Origin of the sequence: Stenotrophomonas geniculata ATCC 19374 = JCM 13324 (assembly GCF_001431625.1) — a bacterium.
In the GTDB taxonomy this organism is placed as follows: domain Bacteria; phylum Pseudomonadota; class Gammaproteobacteria; order Xanthomonadales; family Xanthomonadaceae; genus Stenotrophomonas; species Stenotrophomonas geniculata.
This window is the reverse complement of record NZ_LLXT01000129.1, coordinates 1-16,428: the sequence shown is the minus strand read 5'-3', so window position 1 is coordinate 16,428 and position 16,428 is coordinate 1. Positions and strand designations below refer to the sequence as shown.

At 67.4% G+C, this 16,428-nt stretch carries 12 protein-coding genes; 5 read left to right on the top strand and 7 right to left on the bottom strand.

Going from position 1 to position 16,428, the window contains the following annotated elements; genetic code table 11:
* Positions 1–97 precede the first annotated feature (97 nt).
* Positions 98–616: a c-type cytochrome gene (locus tag ARC63_RS16235; protein ID WP_043400625.1), complete on the bottom strand. Its 519-nt coding sequence runs from the start codon at positions 614–616 to the stop codon at positions 98–100.
* 219 nt (positions 617–835) lie between these two features.
* Entirely contained in the window at positions 836–1,453 is a 618-nt protein-coding gene (locus ARC63_RS16230; protein WP_019337660.1) for a TetR/AcrR family transcriptional regulator, read from the bottom strand.
* 161 nt (positions 1,454–1,614) lie between these two features.
* Between ARC63_RS16230 and ARC63_RS16225 the strand changes: the two genes are divergently transcribed.
* From ARC63_RS16225 to ARC63_RS16215, 3 genes are read left to right on the top strand one after another with little or no spacing between them, the layout of a single operon-like run.
* Positions 1,615–2,778: an isovaleryl-CoA dehydrogenase gene (locus ARC63_RS16225; protein WP_019337659.1), complete on the top strand. Its 1,164-nt coding sequence runs from the start codon at positions 1,615–1,617 to the stop codon at positions 2,776–2,778.
* Between the two features lie 10 nt (positions 2,779–2,788).
* On the top strand, positions 2,789–4,399 hold the full coding sequence (locus ARC63_RS16220; RefSeq protein ID WP_010487057.1) for a carboxyl transferase domain-containing protein: 1,611 nt from the start codon (positions 2,789–2,791) through the stop codon (positions 4,397–4,399).
* A gap of 8 nt (positions 4,400–4,407) precedes the next feature.
* Positions 4,408–6,408 (top strand): acetyl/propionyl/methylcrotonyl-CoA carboxylase subunit alpha, encoded by a 2,001-nt coding sequence (locus ARC63_RS16215; RefSeq protein WP_425513184.1) that lies wholly within the window; start codon positions 4,408–4,410, stop codon positions 6,406–6,408.
* A 19-nt stretch (positions 6,409–6,427) separates the two neighbouring features.
* Here the strand turns inward: ARC63_RS16215 and ARC63_RS16210 are convergent, their stop codons facing one another.
* Positions 6,428–7,594, bottom strand: a complete 1,167-nt coding sequence (locus ARC63_RS16210; RefSeq protein WP_049410000.1) for a putative peptide maturation dehydrogenase — start codon at positions 7,592–7,594, stop codon at positions 6,428–6,430.
* 138 nt (positions 7,595–7,732) lie between these two features.
* Here ARC63_RS16210 and ARC63_RS16205 point away from each other — a divergent pair, with 138 nt between their 5' ends.
* Entirely contained in the window at positions 7,733–8,029 is a 297-nt protein-coding gene (locus tag ARC63_RS16205; RefSeq protein WP_010487062.1) for an NHLP-related RiPP peptide, read from the top strand.
* Positions 8,030–8,036: 7 nt separating this feature from the next.
* Here ARC63_RS16205 and ARC63_RS16200 read toward each other — a convergent pair whose 3' ends face one another.
* The 4 genes from ARC63_RS16200 to aceB form a co-directional block, all read right to left on the bottom strand.
* Positions 8,037–10,535 carry a putative peptide modification system cyclase gene (locus ARC63_RS16200; RefSeq protein WP_057503817.1) on the bottom strand — a complete coding sequence of 833 codons (2,499 nt, stop codon included), beginning with the start codon at positions 10,533–10,535 and terminating at the stop codon, positions 8,037–8,039.
* A gap of 4 nt (positions 10,536–10,539) precedes the next feature.
* Positions 10,540–11,580, bottom strand: coding sequence for a GGDEF domain-containing protein (locus ARC63_RS16195; RefSeq protein ID WP_057503816.1), 1,041 nt, complete (start codon positions 11,578–11,580; stop codon positions 10,540–10,542).
* 417 nt (positions 11,581–11,997) lie between these two features.
* The gene (gene aceA / locus ARC63_RS16190; RefSeq protein WP_057503815.1) at positions 11,998–13,299 is read right to left on the bottom strand and encodes an isocitrate lyase; all 1,302 of its coding nucleotides are present in this window, start codon (positions 13,297–13,299) and stop codon (positions 11,998–12,000) included.
* A 65-nt stretch (positions 13,300–13,364) separates the two neighbouring features.
* Entirely contained in the window at positions 13,365–14,987 is a 1,623-nt protein-coding gene (gene aceB / locus ARC63_RS16185; protein ID WP_057503814.1) for a malate synthase A, read from the bottom strand.
* A gap of 109 nt (positions 14,988–15,096) precedes the next feature.
* Here aceB and ARC63_RS16180 point away from each other — a divergent pair, with 109 nt between their 5' ends.
* Positions 15,097–16,065, top strand: coding sequence for a LysR family transcriptional regulator (locus tag ARC63_RS16180; protein ID WP_057503813.1), 969 nt, complete (start codon positions 15,097–15,099; stop codon positions 16,063–16,065).
* The last annotated feature ends 363 nt before the right edge of the window (positions 16,066–16,428 follow it).

The following is a 16,428-nucleotide window of genomic DNA, read 5'->3' as shown; positions in this document are numbered from 1 at the left end:
CGTAGAGCCGCGCCCATGCTCGGCTGCACCTGGCCACACCGCGCGGAGGGCAGCCGAGCGTGGGCTCGGCTCTACAGGAAGCAGCGCGTTGGGGCGTCTACTTCAGGTTGCCCAGCATCCAGTCCACGGTGGCGTGGATCTGTTCCTCGGTCAGCGCCGGGTTGCCGCCCTTGGGCGGCATGATGCCGCCGTCCGGCCCGGTGTAGCCCTCGATGGCGTGCTTGTAGAGGGTGTCCTTGCCCTGTGCGATGCGCTTGTCCCAGTGCGAATGGTCCAGCGTCGGCGCCATGCCCACACCGGTGGTGTGGCAGGCGGTGCACAGGTTGTCGAAGATGACCTTGCCGTCCTTGGTGCCGCCGTAGGCCACCTGCGACGCGGCCTTGGCCAGCGCGGCGGCCTTGGCGGCGGCCTGCGCGGCGGCGCCGGTGCTGCCGGCATAGACCGCGCCGGTGGGCGAGATGCGCTGTTCGGTGCGCTTGGCCGCGGCTGGCGACACCTCGGGCGGAATCCGGGTGTGGATGTAGGCGGCAAGGAGGATGAGGCCGAGGGTGATGGTCGCCAGCAGCGCGATCACCATGGAGAAGCGTTTCAGGAACTCCAGATCGTAATTCCGCACTCTTCGTTACCCCTGGCTGATAGTCGTTGGACCACGGCTGAGCGACTGCGTGATGGACCGAGTATAGAACGCGCTTTGCGTGCGACAACAGGCGTCACTGCTGGTGCGGCGCAACATGCGGCCGTGGCCGCATGCGGGTAGCGCCGGGCCGTGCCCGGCGAGCGCGAAGCGCGGCAACAACGGTCGAGGATGGCAACAGCCGCCGGGCATGGCCCGGCGCTACCGTTTTGCGGGGGCGCCGATCGCACGCAGGCAGAAGCTGCAGATCGCATCCACCAGCGCGTCTTCGTCGCGGTGTGCTTCGCGGCTGGGCGCGGTCGGGCCGACCATCGCTTCGGTGAAGGCGCCGACCAGGCAGGCGGCGGCCACATGCGCGTCCTGCGCCGGCAGCTCACCGGCCGCCACGCCCTCCTCCACCAGCCGCAGGAACACGTCACCGAACGCGCGGCGACCGCGCATGCGCTCGGCTTCCACGTCCGGGTCGACCGGTTCAACGATGAAGGCGTGCGCCAGCCCCGGCCCGGCCAGGGCGCGGCGGACGAAGGCGGTGATCGCCAGCCGCAGGCGCTCGCTGGCCACCTCCGGGCCGCTGGCGATGCGTTCCATGATCGCAACCTCGTGGGCCACGGCGGCGTTGAGCACCTCCACGAACAACTCGGCCTTGGACGGGAAGTGCCGGTAGATCAGGCCGGTGGACACCCCCGCCTGGGTCGCCACGGCGGTTACCGGAGCATTGCGCCAGCCGCCGGTGGCGACCAGCTCGCGGGTGGCCAACAGGATCCGTTCACGGGCCCCGGCCAGCCGTTCTTCCATCAGTGCAGAGCGTTTGTAGGCCATGTTTTGATTCTAGTTTCAATTTTTGAATTTGTATTCACTTCTTACCCGAACCCCGCTACGCTGGGGTCCAATCGCCCGTGCGGGCAGCGGTCCTGCAGACCGCCGCCCGCTCCCCCGCCGGGTGCGTCCATTTCCTGCCATCCCGCCGTGGAGCCACCACAATGCACGTGCCATCCCTGAACTTCGACCTTGGCGAAGACATCGACCTGCTGCGCCAGAGCGTGGCCCATTTTGCCGCCGCCGAGGTCGCACCGCTGGCCGCCGAGGCCGATGCCACCAATCAGTTCCCGCTGGCCCTGTGGCCGAAGCTGGGCGAACAGGGCCTGCTCGGCCTCACCGTGGAAGAAGAATACGGCGGCACCGGCATGGGCTACCTGGCCCACGTGGTGGCGATGGAAGAGATCTCGCGTGCTTCCGGCGGCATCGGCCTGTCCTACGGCGCGCACTCCAACCTGTGCGTGAACCAGCTGCGCAAGAATGGCAACGAAGAACAGAAACAGCGCTTCCTGCCGGGCCTGTGCAACGGTAGCCTGGTCGGCGCGCTGGCGATGAGCGAGCCGGGTGCCGGTTCGGACGTGGTGTCGATGAAACTGCGCGCCGACAAGCGTGGTGACCGCTACGTGCTCAACGGCAACAAGATGTGGATCACCAACGGCCCGGATGCCGACGTGCTGGTGGTCTATGCCAAGACCGACATGGACGCCGGCGCCAAGGGCATCACCGCGTTCCTGGTCGAGAAGGGCATGAAGGGCTTCTCCACCGCGCAGAAGCTGGACAAGCTGGGCATGCGTTCCTCGCCCACCTGCGAGCTGGTGTTCCAGGACTGCGAAGTACCGGAAGAAAACGTGCTGGGCCAGATCGGTGGCGGCGTGCGCGTGCTGATGTCCGGCCTGGACTACGAGCGCGTGGTGCTGTCCGGCGGCCCGCTGGGCCTGATGGCCGCAGCGATGGACGTGGTGATGCCCTACGTGCACGAGCGCCACCAGTTCGGTGAGGCGATCGGCAGCTTCCAGCTGATCCAGGGCAAGATTGCCGACATGTACGTGGGCCTGGGCGCCTGCCGTGCGTATGTCTATGCCGTGGCACGCGCCTGCGACCAGGGCCGCACCACCCGCCAGGACGCCGCCGGTGCCATCCTGTACGCCGCCGAGAAGGCCACTTGGCTGACCGGCCAGGCGATCCAGATCCTGGGCGGCAACGGCTACATCAACGAATACCCGACCGGCCGTTTGTGGCGCGACGCCAAGCTGTATGAAATCGGCGCCGGCACCTCGGAGATCCGCCGCATGCTGATCGGCCGCGAACTGTTCCAGCGCACCCTGTAAGGCCACCGCGATGACCGTCCTGAACAGCCAGCTGCAACCGGGCAGCGAAACGTTTGAAAGCAACCGCGCGGCCATGCAGGCCGTGGTCGACGACCTGCACGCCACGCTTGCCCGCACTGCACTGGGCGGAAGCGAGGCGGCACGCGCCAAGCACACCGCGCGCGGCAAGCTGCTGGTGCGCGACCGTATCGACGCCCTGCTCGACCCCGGCAGCGCCTTCCTGGAAATCGCGCCGCTGGCCGCGCACGGCATGTATGACGATGCCGTGCCCGCTGCGGGCGTGGTGGCCGGCATCGGCCGCGTGAGCGGCGTGGAATGCGTGATCGTGGCCAACGATGCCACGGTCAAGGGCGGCACCTACTACCCGATGACGGTGAAGAAGCACCTGCGCGCGCAGGAGATCGCCGAGCAGAACCACCTGCCGTGCATCTACCTGGTCGATTCCGGCGGCGCCTTCCTGCCGCTGCAGGACGAGGTGTTCCCCGACCGCGATCATTTCGGCCGCATCTTCTACAACCAGGCCAACCTGTCGGCGCAGGGCATTCCGCAGATCGCCTGCGTGATGGGCAGCTGCACCGCCGGTGGCGCCTACGTGCCGGCGATGAGCGACGAGACGGTGATCGTGCGCGAGCAGGGCACGATCTTCCTCGGTGGCCCGCCGCTGGTGAAGGCCGCCACCGGTGAAGTGGTGACGGCCGAGGAACTGGGCGGTGCCGACGTACACACCCGCATCTCCGGCGTGGCCGACCACATGGCCGACAACGATCTGCAGGCGCTGGCACGGGTGCGCGCGATCATCGCCCAGCTGAACTGGCGCAAGCCGGAGCCGGCGATGGCGGTGCAGGCGCCCGAGGAACCGCTGCTGCCGGCGCATGAACTGTATGGGGTGATTCCCGCCGATACGCGCAAGCCCTACGACGTGCGCGAAGTGATCGCACGCCTGGTCGATGGCTCGCGCTTTGACGAGTTCAAGCCGCGCTATGGCGCAACACTGGTTACCGGCTTCGCGCATCTGAACGGCTACCCGATCGGCATCATCGCCAACAACGGCATCCTGTTCTCCGAGTCGGCACTGAAAGGCGCGCACTTCATCGAGCTGTGCACCCAGCGCAACATCCCGCTGGTGTTCCTGCAGAACATCACCGGCTTCATGGTCGGCCGCAAGTACGAACAGGGCGGCATCGCCAAGGACGGTGCCAAGCTGGTGATGGCGGTGGCCTGCGCCAAGGTACCCAAGTTCACCGTGGTCATCGGCGGCTCGTTCGGTGCCGGCAACTACGGCATGTGCGGCCGCGCCTATTCGCCCAACTTCCTGTGGATGTGGCCCAACGCACGCATCGGGGTGATGGGCGGCGAACAGGCCGCCAGCGTACTGGCCACGGTCAAGCGCGATGGCATCGAAGCCAAGGGCGGCCAGTGGCCGGCAGCGGAGGAAGATGCGTTCAAGGCACCGATCCGCGAGCAGTTCGAGCAGCAGGGCCACCCGTACTACGCCAGCGCGCGCCTGTGGGACGACGGCGTGATCGATCCGGCCGACACCCGCCGCGTACTGGCCCTGGCGCTGTCGGCCAGCCTCAATGCCGCCCCGCAGCAGACGCGCTTCGGCGTGTTCCGCATGTAACCCGTGCCATGACCGAGCCTGTTGCCATGTTCACCAAAGTCCTGATCGCCAATCGCGGCGAAATCGCCTGTCGCGTCATCGCCACCTGCCGCCGCCTCGGCATCGCCACCGTGGCGGTATATTCCGATGCCGACCGCAACGCGCGCCACGTGCGCCTGGCCGACGAAGCCATCCACATCGGTCCGGCCGCTGCACGTGAAAGTTACCTGCGCGGCGATGCCCTGCTCGATGCCGCACGCCTGACCGGCGCGCAGGCGATCCACCCCGGTTACGGCTTCCTGTCCGAGAATGCCGACTTCGCCGATGCCTGCGCCGCCGCCGGCATCACCTTCATCGGGCCGCCGGCCAGCGCCATCCGCGCGATGGGCGACAAGAGCGCGGCCAAGGCATTGATGGCGAAAGCCGGCGTGCCGCTGACTCCGGGCTACCACGGCGACCAGCAGGAACCGTCCTTCCTGCGCGAACAGGCCGACGCCATCGGTTACCCGGTGCTGATCAAGGCCAGCGCCGGTGGCGGTGGCAAGGGCATGCGCAAGGTCGAGCGCAGCGAGGACTTCGTCGATGCGCTGGCCAGCTGCCAGCGCGAGGCGGCCTCGGCGTTCGGCAATGACCACGTGCTGGTCGAGAAGTATGTCGAGCGCCCGCGCCATATCGAAATCCAGGTGTTCGGCGACAGCCACGGTGAGGCGGTCTACCTGTTCGAGCGCGACTGCTCGGTGCAGCGCCGCCACCAGAAGGTGCTGGAAGAAGCCCCGGCGCCAGGCATGAGTGCAGAACGTCGCGCGGCGATGGGCAAGGCGGCGGTCGATGCCGCGCGCGCGGTGGGCTACGTCGGTGCCGGCACGGTGGAGTTCATCGCCGGCCCGGACGGCGATTTCTACTTCATGGAAATGAACACCCGCCTTCAGGTCGAGCACCCGGTGACCGAATACATCACCGGCACCGACCTGGTGGAATGGCAGCTGCGCGTGGCCTCGGGCTTGCCGCTGCCGCTGCGCCAGGAGCAGCTGGCGATCCACGGCCATGCCATCGAAGCACGCCTGTACGCAGAAGATGCCGACCGCGGCTTCCTGCCCTCCACCGGTACCCTGCGCCGCCTGCGCCTGCCGGCTCCGTCTGCCCATGTGCGCGTGGATACCGGCGTGGAGGAAGGCGACAGCATCACCCCGTACTACGACCCGATGATCGCCAAGCTGATCGTCTGGGACGTGGACCGCGACGCCGCGCTGCGCCGCATGAGCCAGGCGCTGGCCGACTGCCAGGTGGTGGGCGTGACCACCAATGCCGGCTTCCTGCGCCGCCTGGTGAACACCGATTCGTTCGCGCACGCCAAGCTGGATACCGCGCTGATCGAACGCGAACAGGCGGCATTGAGTGCAGCGGGCGATACGGATGATGCCCTGTGGCAGCTGGCCGCCGTGGCCGCTGTTGCAAGCACTGCCGGTGCCGGCAGCGATGCGCGCGACCCGCATTCGCCGTGGCAGGCGCAGGACGGCTGGCGCCTTGGCGCGTCCGCGCCGCGCGTATTGCCGCTGCAGCAGGGAGAGCGCCGGCACACGCTGAAGGTGTGGGCGCAGGCCGATGGCTGGCGCGTGCAGTGCGACGATGCTGCGCCGGTGCAGGTGATCGGCACGGCCAATATGCAGGGCCTGACAGTGCAGCTGGGCGAGCGCCGCTGGTCGTTGCAGCTGCTGCGCGACGGTGACCAGCTGTACCTGTTCGGCGCCGACGGCCAGCACCGTTTCACCCTGCACGATCCGGTGGGTGAATCGGACCACGCCGTGGCCGACGCCGGCAGCCTGCTGGCGCCGATGCCGGGCAAGATCGTTGCGACGCTGGTCGCCGCCGGTACCGAGGTCAAGCGCGGCACGCCGCTGGTGGTGCTGGAAGCGATGAAGATGGAGCACACGCTGCAGGCACCGGCGGACGGCACGGTGAAGGGTTACCGCGCCAAGGCCGGCGACCAGGTGGGTGACGGTGCAGTACTGGTGGACTTCGAGGCGGCGTGAACGCCGCGGCGGCGACCGCTCAGCGGTCGTCGCCCACCACCACCCGGCCAGCAGGATCGAATTCGGCCGTGTCCAGCGTGGCACTGCGCCAGCCCAGGCCGCAGATGGCCATCGCGCTCTGCCCGATGCCGTCGAAACCGAAGGCACGATCGACATCGGCATCGTTGATGGCTGCGGTGACGAATGCCGCCAGGCCACGCTCGGTCGCGCACAGGTACAGCAGCTGCGAGATGTGGCCGACATCCAGCGTCACCGCACGATACGCCTTGGCGTGGTTGCGGTACTTCCAGAAGCAGCGGTCGTACCGCGGTGCCAGCACCAGCAGCGCCGGTGCATCGGCGAACCACTCCTGACCGGACAGCATCCGCCGTGCCAGCGTGGGCAATGCATCGGGCGGCGGCGAGGGCAGCGGCAGCACGGCGTGCTGCACCGGGTGGTAGTGGTACAGGCCCGGTGCCAGTCCTTCCACGTTCTGCACCAGCAGGAAACCTTCGGTGGGATGCAGGCCGCCACCAGAGGGCACGTTCTTCTTCAGGAACTCGGTATCACGCTCGACCTTCTGCACCGCGTGGGCCATCAGCGTGCGCTGCAGCACCTGGGCCAGCAGCGGCAATGGCAGCGCGCGCTGCGGGTCGAAATTGCGGCAGGTCGTGCGCTGCGCCAGCAGCGCGTCGAACGCGGCCTCTTCACTGCGCGGCAGCGGCTGGTAGTCGCCCTGCAGGGCCTGCACCACCGGTGGTGGCGGCCCCAGCCGCTGGCGCAGGCCGGCAGCGGTATCCAGCCCCTGGCGACGCATGTCCTCCACGCTGTCCACCGCCTGCCAGCGCGCATGGCGATGGGCCAGTGCGGCCAACGGCCACCACTGGCTGCGTCGCAATGCCTCATCACGCATCTGGTGCCCGACCTCATCCGGCGGGTCGGTCAGCACCAGCCCCTGCTCGACCAGGCGCGCCAGCATCGCCGGAGAGGTGCCGGCCGGCGGTTCGCTCCAGCGGTGCGCGCTGAGCTCGCCCAGCAGCTGGCGCTCCTCGGCGTCCACCGGCAGCGGCTGGTCCAGATGGGCGGCCAGGGCCACCCAGCTGATCTGGCTGTCCATCTCGGCCTGGCCGGCCAGCATCGCGCGCAGGTCCAGGGTGACCGACTCGCGGGGCTCGAACATCAGGCTGGCGCAGCGGCGCAGGCGCATGGGTTTCCTTCCTTCTGCCGCACAACCGGCATAGCAGCAACGACCGCGACGCGGCCAACTTTAGCGACATGCACGCCACCGCCCTCAATGGCAGGCTGTCGCGGCCGATACGAGAAACTCAACCTACGGACGATCTCCATGAGCACCCATCCCCGCCTTTCCGCCGAAGACGCCAGCACCCTGCTGGACCACCTCATCGGCAACGACGACTTCCGCAACCACTTCACCGCATCGCCGGGCAAGGCCCTGGCCTCGATCGGCCTGGACGGTGCCGTTGGCGAGAACGACTGCATGAAGATCGGCACCCTGGCTTCGGTCGAGGAGCTGCGCCGCACCCGCGATTCGCTGCATGCATACCTGAGTGCCTCGACCGCCTCGATGACGGTGGTGTTCTGCTTCGAAGCCGACCGGATCGACGAGCGCGTCAACGCCTGAGTCCGCATCAGCGCGGTACCCGCACCGACGTCGCCTCCGTGGCGATGTCGTGCACATTCAGGGGCTGCCAGACCTGCATGGACGCCACCTCGGCAATGGCCTGACCGTGGTGCCGGGCCAGCCAGGCCTGCTCGCGGCGCACGCCGGCAGTGTCCTGCTCGGCACGCAATGCCTGCAGCAGCACAACATGGGCCTGCACCGGTTCGCTGCCATCAAAGGTGGGCTCGAGCAGATGGCGTGCCGCTTGCGGACGCTGTTGCGCCAGTTCGGCCATCGCCAGCACAACCCGGCGCCACTTGCCCACCACAGGGCTGCGCTGCCGCTCCAGCAGTTCGCCGTGGTCACGCAGCCACTCTGCGGCCAGCGCATGCTGGCCCTGGCGCTGGGCCAGATAGGTCAGGGCCAGCAACTGCAGACTGCGGCTACCCACGGCGGAGTCGTCGTTCTTCCGCAGCAGCGGTCGCAGCATGGCGGCGATGGATTCAAGCTCCTTCGCATCGCCGGCCGTGCACAACGTGGTCACGGTGGCGTGTTGCAGCCGTTGATGGATCTGGTAGTCGATCAGATCCGGTGCCGGGCCATCCGCAGCGATCGCGGCATGCAGGCTGCTGCAATCACGCTGCTCCGCAGCCACCAGCAGGTTTGCCCGCAGGCGCATGCGCTGTTGCAGGTCATCCCCCCGCGGCAACCGCATCAACAGCTGCTGTGCCTGTGCGTCCAGGCCCTGCGCAACCAGCACGTCCACATCCAGGTCGTCGGCCTCGTCATTGCCGCGCAGCATCTGTGCCTGGTGCAAGGTGCGCATTGCCTGCTGCGGCAGGCCGAGGCCCAACTGTGCCCGCGCCAGATGGATCATCGGATACAGCCGCAACGGGTCCTGAGGCACCGTCGCGGCGCGCGCGTAGGGCACGGCCTCGGCGAAGCGATTGTCCTGCAGCAGCCCCCAGGAGGTATTGGACAGCCCCGCAAACGAATCCGGATAGATCTTGGCCAGTGCACGCCACTGTTCCAGCGGCCAGCCACCGGGTTCCAGTTCGGCCTGCCAGCCCTTCAGGTACAGGCGCTCACGCGCGGGCAAGCGCTGCTGCTGGGCCAGCGCGTGCTCCAGCGCGTCACGCGCGTCCGCAACCTGCGCAGTGCGGGCCAGCAGCTTGGCCACGCCCATGTAGGCCAGGGCGAAACCGGGATCGATATCGATCGCCGCCTGGTAGAGGTTGCGTGCTTCTTCGAAGCGACGCTGGCCCAGTGCGCTTTCGGCCAGGGCAAACGCACGCAGTGCGCGCAGGTCCTGGGTCGATGCCCGCGGCAGCGGCAACGACTGTTCCAGGCTTGCCACCGATTCGCCCAGGCCACGTCGCAGGCGTCCGACCACGTCGTCCACCGCGAACACCATCTGATCGGATCGATCCGCGGTGGCGGTGAACGTCTGGATCACCTGGCCGCTGCCCGGTGCTGCGACGTCGATGGCGAGCTCGTAGCCACCGATCTTCTGCCGCACCGTCGGCAGCAGCACCGCTCGCGCACCTTCACGTACCGCAACATCGACGGCAGTATCCCGGTTGAGCCGGGTATCGCCCGAGAGCCGCGCCATTTCCAGGCTTTCGCGGATCTTGCCCTCGGACAGCACATTCACGTAGCGCGACTGCTCCAGCGCGATGCGGATCGCGTGCCGCATCGAATCGTCGAAGATCGGATCACCGGTGAGATTGTCGACATCCCCGAGTACCACCCAGTCGCGTTCGGCAAAGGCGATCGCCGGCTCCGGCCGCAGCAGCAGCCAGCCGCCCAGCACCGCCACCGTCAGTACCAGACCTTCAGCGGCCAGCACCAACGGCTGCCGCCACAGCGGCAGGTCGCGGCGCGCCTTGGCATTGGCACGTGGCATGCGCAGCGGCGCCGAGCCGATCTCGCCTACTTCGATCACTTCCTGCACCACCGGCACGCCCTTGAAGCGCCAGCGCCCGTGCGACTTCCACAGCAGGCGCGCGCCGCGCTCGCCCAACGCATCGGTGGCGCGGCGGGTCAGTGATTCGGCCACGGCCGACAACAGGATCTGGCCAGGCCGTGCCAGCATCATCAGGCGCGCCGCCATCGGCTTGGCCAGCCCTTCCACTTCCATCGACTTGGCGCCGGCGCGCACCGCTTCGGGACTGTTGTCCCAGGTCAGTACGTCACCCACATGCAGGCCGGCACGCGCACGCAGTTCAATCGAACGCTGCTGGCCCAGCGTGTGCAGTTCGCACTGGTAGTCCAGCGCGAAACCGAGCGCATCGATGGCGCGCTCGAACAGCATGAACAGGCCGTCGGAGCGATCGATCAGCTGGCCATTCCAGCGGTGCTGCAACACCAGCACCAGGCGGTCGTGTTCCTGGAACAGGCTCGCGGCCGCGACGTCGCCGATCCGCTCGACCAGCTGCAGCGAATCACACAGATCGGTGAACAGCAGGGCGCGTAGCTGGGGGCTATGCGGGGCTGACGTTCCGTTGTCGCCATTCATCGCCTGCATCTCCCTATGGGCCGTCCGGAGCATCCACCCAGCGCAGGCAGTTGCCACCATCGCGCTTGGCCTTGTACAGCGCGCGGTCCGCGCTGGCATACCACTCGCTCCAGCCGGCCTCCGGCGCCAGCAGGCTGGCACCGATGCTGACCAGGCTGACATGCGGCGTGCCATGACTGCGTTCGAGCAGGCCATGCACCGCGCTGAGGATGAACTCGGCCGCGTGCTGCACGATCTCGTGATTGCCACGGCGCAGGATCAGGCAGAACTCATCGCCGCCGAGGCGGCAGGCCAGGTCCTGCTCACCGGCCATCGAGCGCAGGATGTTGCCCATGCTCTGCAGCACACGGTCGCCGGCCTGGTGGCCGTGACGATCATTGATCTGCTTGAAGCGGTCGCAGTCGATCAGCAGCAGGGCCTGCGGCAACCCGTCACCGTCGGCGCGGCACTCCTGCAGGTACAGGGTCAGGCCACGGCGGTTGTGCAGCCCGGTCAGTTCATCGGTACGCACCAGCTCACGGGTGTGGGTCAGCTGATGGGTGGTGATGTACAGATTGTCCAGCGCGGTTTCCAGATCATGGTTGCGCCGGCGCAGCTGGCTGATCAGGGCCTGCTCGTTGGTCAGCACGCGCATGATCGTGCGGCGCAGGAAGTAGGCGACCAGGCCGGGATCGGATTCCACCAGGCGATGGAAATCGGCCGGGCCCAGCTCCAGTACTTCGCAGTCGGCCAGCGCGCGTGCACTGGCGCTGCGCAGGTGATCACCGACCAGCAGGCCAAGCTCACCGAAGAACTCATGCTGGCCGAGCGTCTTGATCACCAGGTCCTCGCCGAAGTCCAGTTCGATCTGGCCCTGGAGGATCACATACATCCGTTCGCCGCGATGGCCACGCTGGAACAACCACTGTCCGGCATGAAGCTTGCATGGACGGGCAAATCTGGCGAACAATGCCACCTCGGCAGCGGACAGCAGCGCGTGCACGATCTCGGCCATCGCCACCCGGGCGATACCTGACGTCACATCACTGTTCTCGGCCGCACCCCTGCCGGTCATTCCCTGCACCCGCCGCCAGCGTCCCCTGGTGAGCCGCGGAGCATAGCACCGCTTTAAAGTGTGCGCCCTATCTCATTTTGACCCTTCTGCCGATCTTGATTGATGTGAAGATCGATGGTGGCCCGTTCTGGTCACGGGTGTCCGGGCAAAACCCCTGCTGGATCAATCCGATGCCGGGTTTCACAGGGTTTCGGCCAAGTTGCCGGCACACGGGGTGCGCCTGATTGACGCTGCCTGCTGGCCGCGCCTTTGCATCGATACAACAACGCCGGCAGGTCCCCCGACCGGCCGGCGTTGTCTGGCCCTTCCCTGGCCACCCTGATCGCTCTGAGGCCCGGTAGTGCCGACCGCTGGCCGGCAACCATCTGGACCTCGGGAACATCGACGGGTTGCCGGCCAGCGGCCGGCACTACCGCATCACGCAGCGCGTTCGCTGCGCCCGCCGTGGAACTGCTCTTCCTCGGTCGAGCCGGTCAGCGCGGTGGTCGACGACTGGCCCTGCTGGATCGCCTGGGTCACCGCGTCGAAGTAACCGGTACCGACCTCACGCTGGTGCTTGACCGCAGTGAAGCCACGCTCGGCCGCTTCGAACTCGGCTTCCTGCAGCTCCACGAACGCGCTCATCTGGCGGCGTGCATAGCCGTGGGCCAGGTTGAACATGCCGTAATTCAGCGCATGGAAGCCGGCCAGGGTGATGAACTGGAACTTGTAGCCGTAGCTGCCCAGCTCGCGCTGGAACTTCGCGATGGTGGCGTCGTCCAGGTTCTTCTTCCAGTTGAAGCTGGGCGAGCAGTTGTAGGCCAGCAGCTTCCCGGGGAACTTCGCATGGATCGCCTCGGCGAACCTGCGTGCGAATTCCAGATCCGGCTTGCCGGTCTCGCACCACACCAGGTCGGCGTAGGGTGCATAGGCCAGGCCACGGCTGATCGCCTGGTCCAGGCCATTGCGGGTCTTGTAGAAGCCTTCGACGGTGCGCTCACCGGTGGTGAACGGCTTGTCGTTGCCGTCGATGTCACTGGTCAACAGATCCGCTGCTTCGGCATCGGTGCGCGCGATCAGCAGGGTCGGCACACCCAGCACGTCGGCGGCCAGGCGCGCGGCGTTGAGCTTCTCGATCGCCTCACGGGTCGGCACCAGCACCTTGCCGCCCATGTGGCCGCACTTCTTCACCGAGGCCAGCTGATCCTCGAAGTGCACGCCGGCGGCACCGGCCTCGATCATCGCCTTCATCAGTTCGAAGGCGTTGAGCACGCCGCCGAAACCGGCTTCTGCATCGGCCACGATCGGCTGCAGGAAGTCGATGTCATCCTTGCCTTCGGCATGGTGCAGCTGGTCGGCGCGCAGCAGCGTGTTGTTGATGCGCTTGACCACCGCCGGCACTGAATCGGCCGGGTACAGCGACTGGTCCGGGTACATCTGGCCGGCCAGGTTGGCGTCGGCCGCCACCTGCCAACCGGACAGGTAGATGGCCTTCAGGCCAGCCTTGACCTGCTGCATGGCTTGGTTGCCGGTCAATGCACCCAGCGCGTTGACGAACTCGCGCTCATGCAGCGACGCCCACAGCTTCTCCGCACCCAGGCGGGCCAGCGAGTGCTCGATGTGGACGGTGCCGCGCAGGCGCACCACGTCGGCGGCGCTGTAGTTGCGCTGGATGCCTTCCCAGCGCGGGTTGGTATCCCAGTCGTGCTGGATCTGTTCGGCAGTGGGCAGCTTGCTCATGTCTTTCTCCAGTTCGGTTCGTGCGTGCAGCGGGGAGGGAAACGGCGTGGAAACGCGGGCGGGAGTCAATCGATGCGCGCGTAGGCCGGCAGGGTCAGGAAATCGGTCAGTTCGTCGCTGCGGCTCAGTTCGCCGAGCAGGGTGATGGCTTCGCCGATGCGTGTACCACCGGGCAGCGCGGCGGTATCGCCCAGCCGTGCCGGCAGCTGCGAGAGAGTGGAATCCAGCAGCGCCAGATCGATCGCGGTGCCGTCGTCCAGTTGCTGGCCCGGCGTATGCAGCCACTGCCACAGCTGGCTGCGGCTGATCTCGGCGGTGGCCGCGTCCTCCATCAGGTGGTGGATCGGCACGCAACCGTTGCCATCCAGCCACGCCGCCAGGTAGCGCACGCAGACTTCCACGTTGCCTTCGAAGCCGGCACGGGTGATGGTGCCCGGCGGGCGCGCGATCAGTTCATCGCGGCCCACGCGCACATCCTGGCGCAGCACGCTGTGCTGGTTCGCACCGGGCATGTGTTCGTCGAAGATCGCCATCGCCACTGGAATCAGCGCCGGATGCGCAACCCAGGTGCCGTCATGGCCGGCGGTGACTTCGCGCAGCTTGTCGGCGCGCACCCGGGCCATCGCCTGTTCGTTGGCCGCGGCATCGTTGTTGATCGGGATCTGCGCGGCCATGCCGCCCATCGCATGCGCACCGCGGCGGTGGCAGGTCTGGATCAGCAGTTCCGAATACGCCTTCAGGAACGGCTGGGTCATGGTCACCTGGCCGCGTTCGGGCAGCACGCGGTCGGCGTGGCGGCGGAAGGTCTTCAGGTACGAGAAGATGTAATCCCAGCGCCCGCAGTTCAGGCCGACGACGCGGTCACGCAGTGCGTGCAGGATCTCGTCCATCTCGAACACCGCCGGCAGCGTTTCGATCAGCACGGTCACCTTGATCTGGCCGTGCGGCAGGCCGAGCATGCCTTCGATGTGCGACAGCGCGGTCTCCCACAGCGCGGCCTCTTCCATGCTCTGCAGCTTGGGCAGGTAGAAGTACGGGCCGCGGTCCTTGGCCTGCAGGGTGCGGGCGTTGTGGAAGGCGAACACCGCCGCGTCGAACAGGCCGCCGGCGATGAACTGGCCGTCGATGCGCACGTGCTTCTCGTCCAGATGCCAGCCGCGCGGCCGCACGATCAGCACGGCCTGTTCGTCGTACGGGCGCAGCGTGTAGTGCTTGCCATTGGCGGCGGTGAATTCCAGATCACCACGCACCGCCGCCGCCAGCGACTGCTGCCCGGCCAGCAGGTTGCGCCAGGTCGGCGAGGTCGAATCCTCGAAGTCGGCCATGAACACCTTGGCGCCGGAGTTCAGCGCGTTGATGACCATCTTTGGGTCGGTCGGGCCGGTGATCTCGACGCGGCGGTCCTGCAGCGCGGCCGGCAGCGGCGCAACGCGCCAGTCGCCGCTACGGATTGCGAGGGTGTCTTCACGGAAGTCCGGCAGGCCGCCCTGGTCGAAGAACGCCTGGCGTTCACGGCGGGCCTGCAGCCGTGCCTGCCGGCCCGGTTCCACCGCACGGTGCAGCGACACCAGCAGGGCCAGCAGCGGCGCCGGCAGCACGGTGTCCTGACCGGCCACGCGGGTCGCCAAGGCGATGCCGGGGGTGGCCTTGCTGGCAGGGGTGGGAACAGCGGAAGCGACGGCGGACATGGGGCGACTCCAGCGGTGGGGAACGCCTCCACGGTGCCGCCCGGGCCGAGTATTTGGCAAAACAGTTTTTGCAATGCTCTACATAAGTTGTGCTAATACTTGTAACGCCATGACCACGCGCCCCTCGCCAAGTCCGCGTTTTTCCTACAAATCCGACCGGTTGAAGCCGTTGCGCGCGTTCTGCCAGACCGTGCGTCTGGGCTCTGTCTCACGGGCGGCTGAGGCATTGTTCGTCAGCCAGCCGGCCATCAGCCTGCAGTTGCAGGCCCTGGAACGGGAGCTGGGCGTGCCGTTGTTCGAGCGCAGCGGGCGTCGCCTGGTGCCCAGCCGCGAGGGCCAGCTGCTGTACGAAATGGCGCAGCCGCTGGTGGAGAACCTGGACGGGCTGGAGGCACGCTTCCGCGACAAGGTACGCGGCCTGGATGCGGGCGAGCTGAACATCGCCGCCAACAGCTCGACCATCCTGTACCTGCTGCCGAAGATCGTCGAACGCTTCCGCCTGCACTACCCGGACGTGCGCCTGACCCTGCACAACGCGATCAGCGCCGACGGCACCGACCTGCTGCGCGAGGATGCCGCCGACCTGGCGATCGGTTCGATGACCGATGTGCCGGCCGACCTGACCTACGCCCCGGCCTACCGCTTCGAGCAGGTACTGATCGCGCCGCACGATCATCCGCTGGCCAACGGTGGCGAGCTGGAGCTGGCCGACATCGCGCGCTATCCACTGGTGCTGCCACCGAAGCGGCAGATCACCTATCGGCTGGTCGACCAGGTGTTCCAGCGCCACCGCATCGCCTACACCGTGGCGCTGGAGGTGGGCGGCTGGGAGGTGATCAAGCAGTACGTGGCGATGGGCATGGGCATTTCCATCGTGCCGGCGCTGTGCCTGCACGAGGCCGACCGCGAGCGGCTGGCGGCGCGATCAATGAAGCGCTGGTTCCCCGAGCGCAGCTACGGCGTGATCGTGCGCCGCGGCAAGGCACTGTCGGCGCAGGCGCGAGCGTTCATCGAGCTGATCCAGCCGGAGTTGTTCAGTCCGCGCGATTACGACCAGAGCGGGCATTCCGAGCGGTAGGGGTGTTCGGCAGGGCTGCGCCCTGCACCCGCAGAGGCCGAAGCAACAGCAACGGCGACAGCGGGCTTTCCGTGGGATGGCGGGGTGGGTCCGGTTACGGGGGACGCCGTAAATCCGTCCATGGAGGCTCGGTCGCGCCATCCATGGGGCTCACGCCCCCGCAACCGGACCCACCCCGCCTTCGACAGTTTCCTGCGATCTGTTGGAACGGCTCTTGGGGTCAGATCCGTTTTCCGCAGGAAAACGGATCTGACCCCGGATTCATTTCGATATCTGACAGATTGTGTCGACCAAGGTCGACACCCACCAACAGCACACGGAATCTGTCGAAGGTGGGGCGGTGTCGGATTTCGGGGGGTCCGC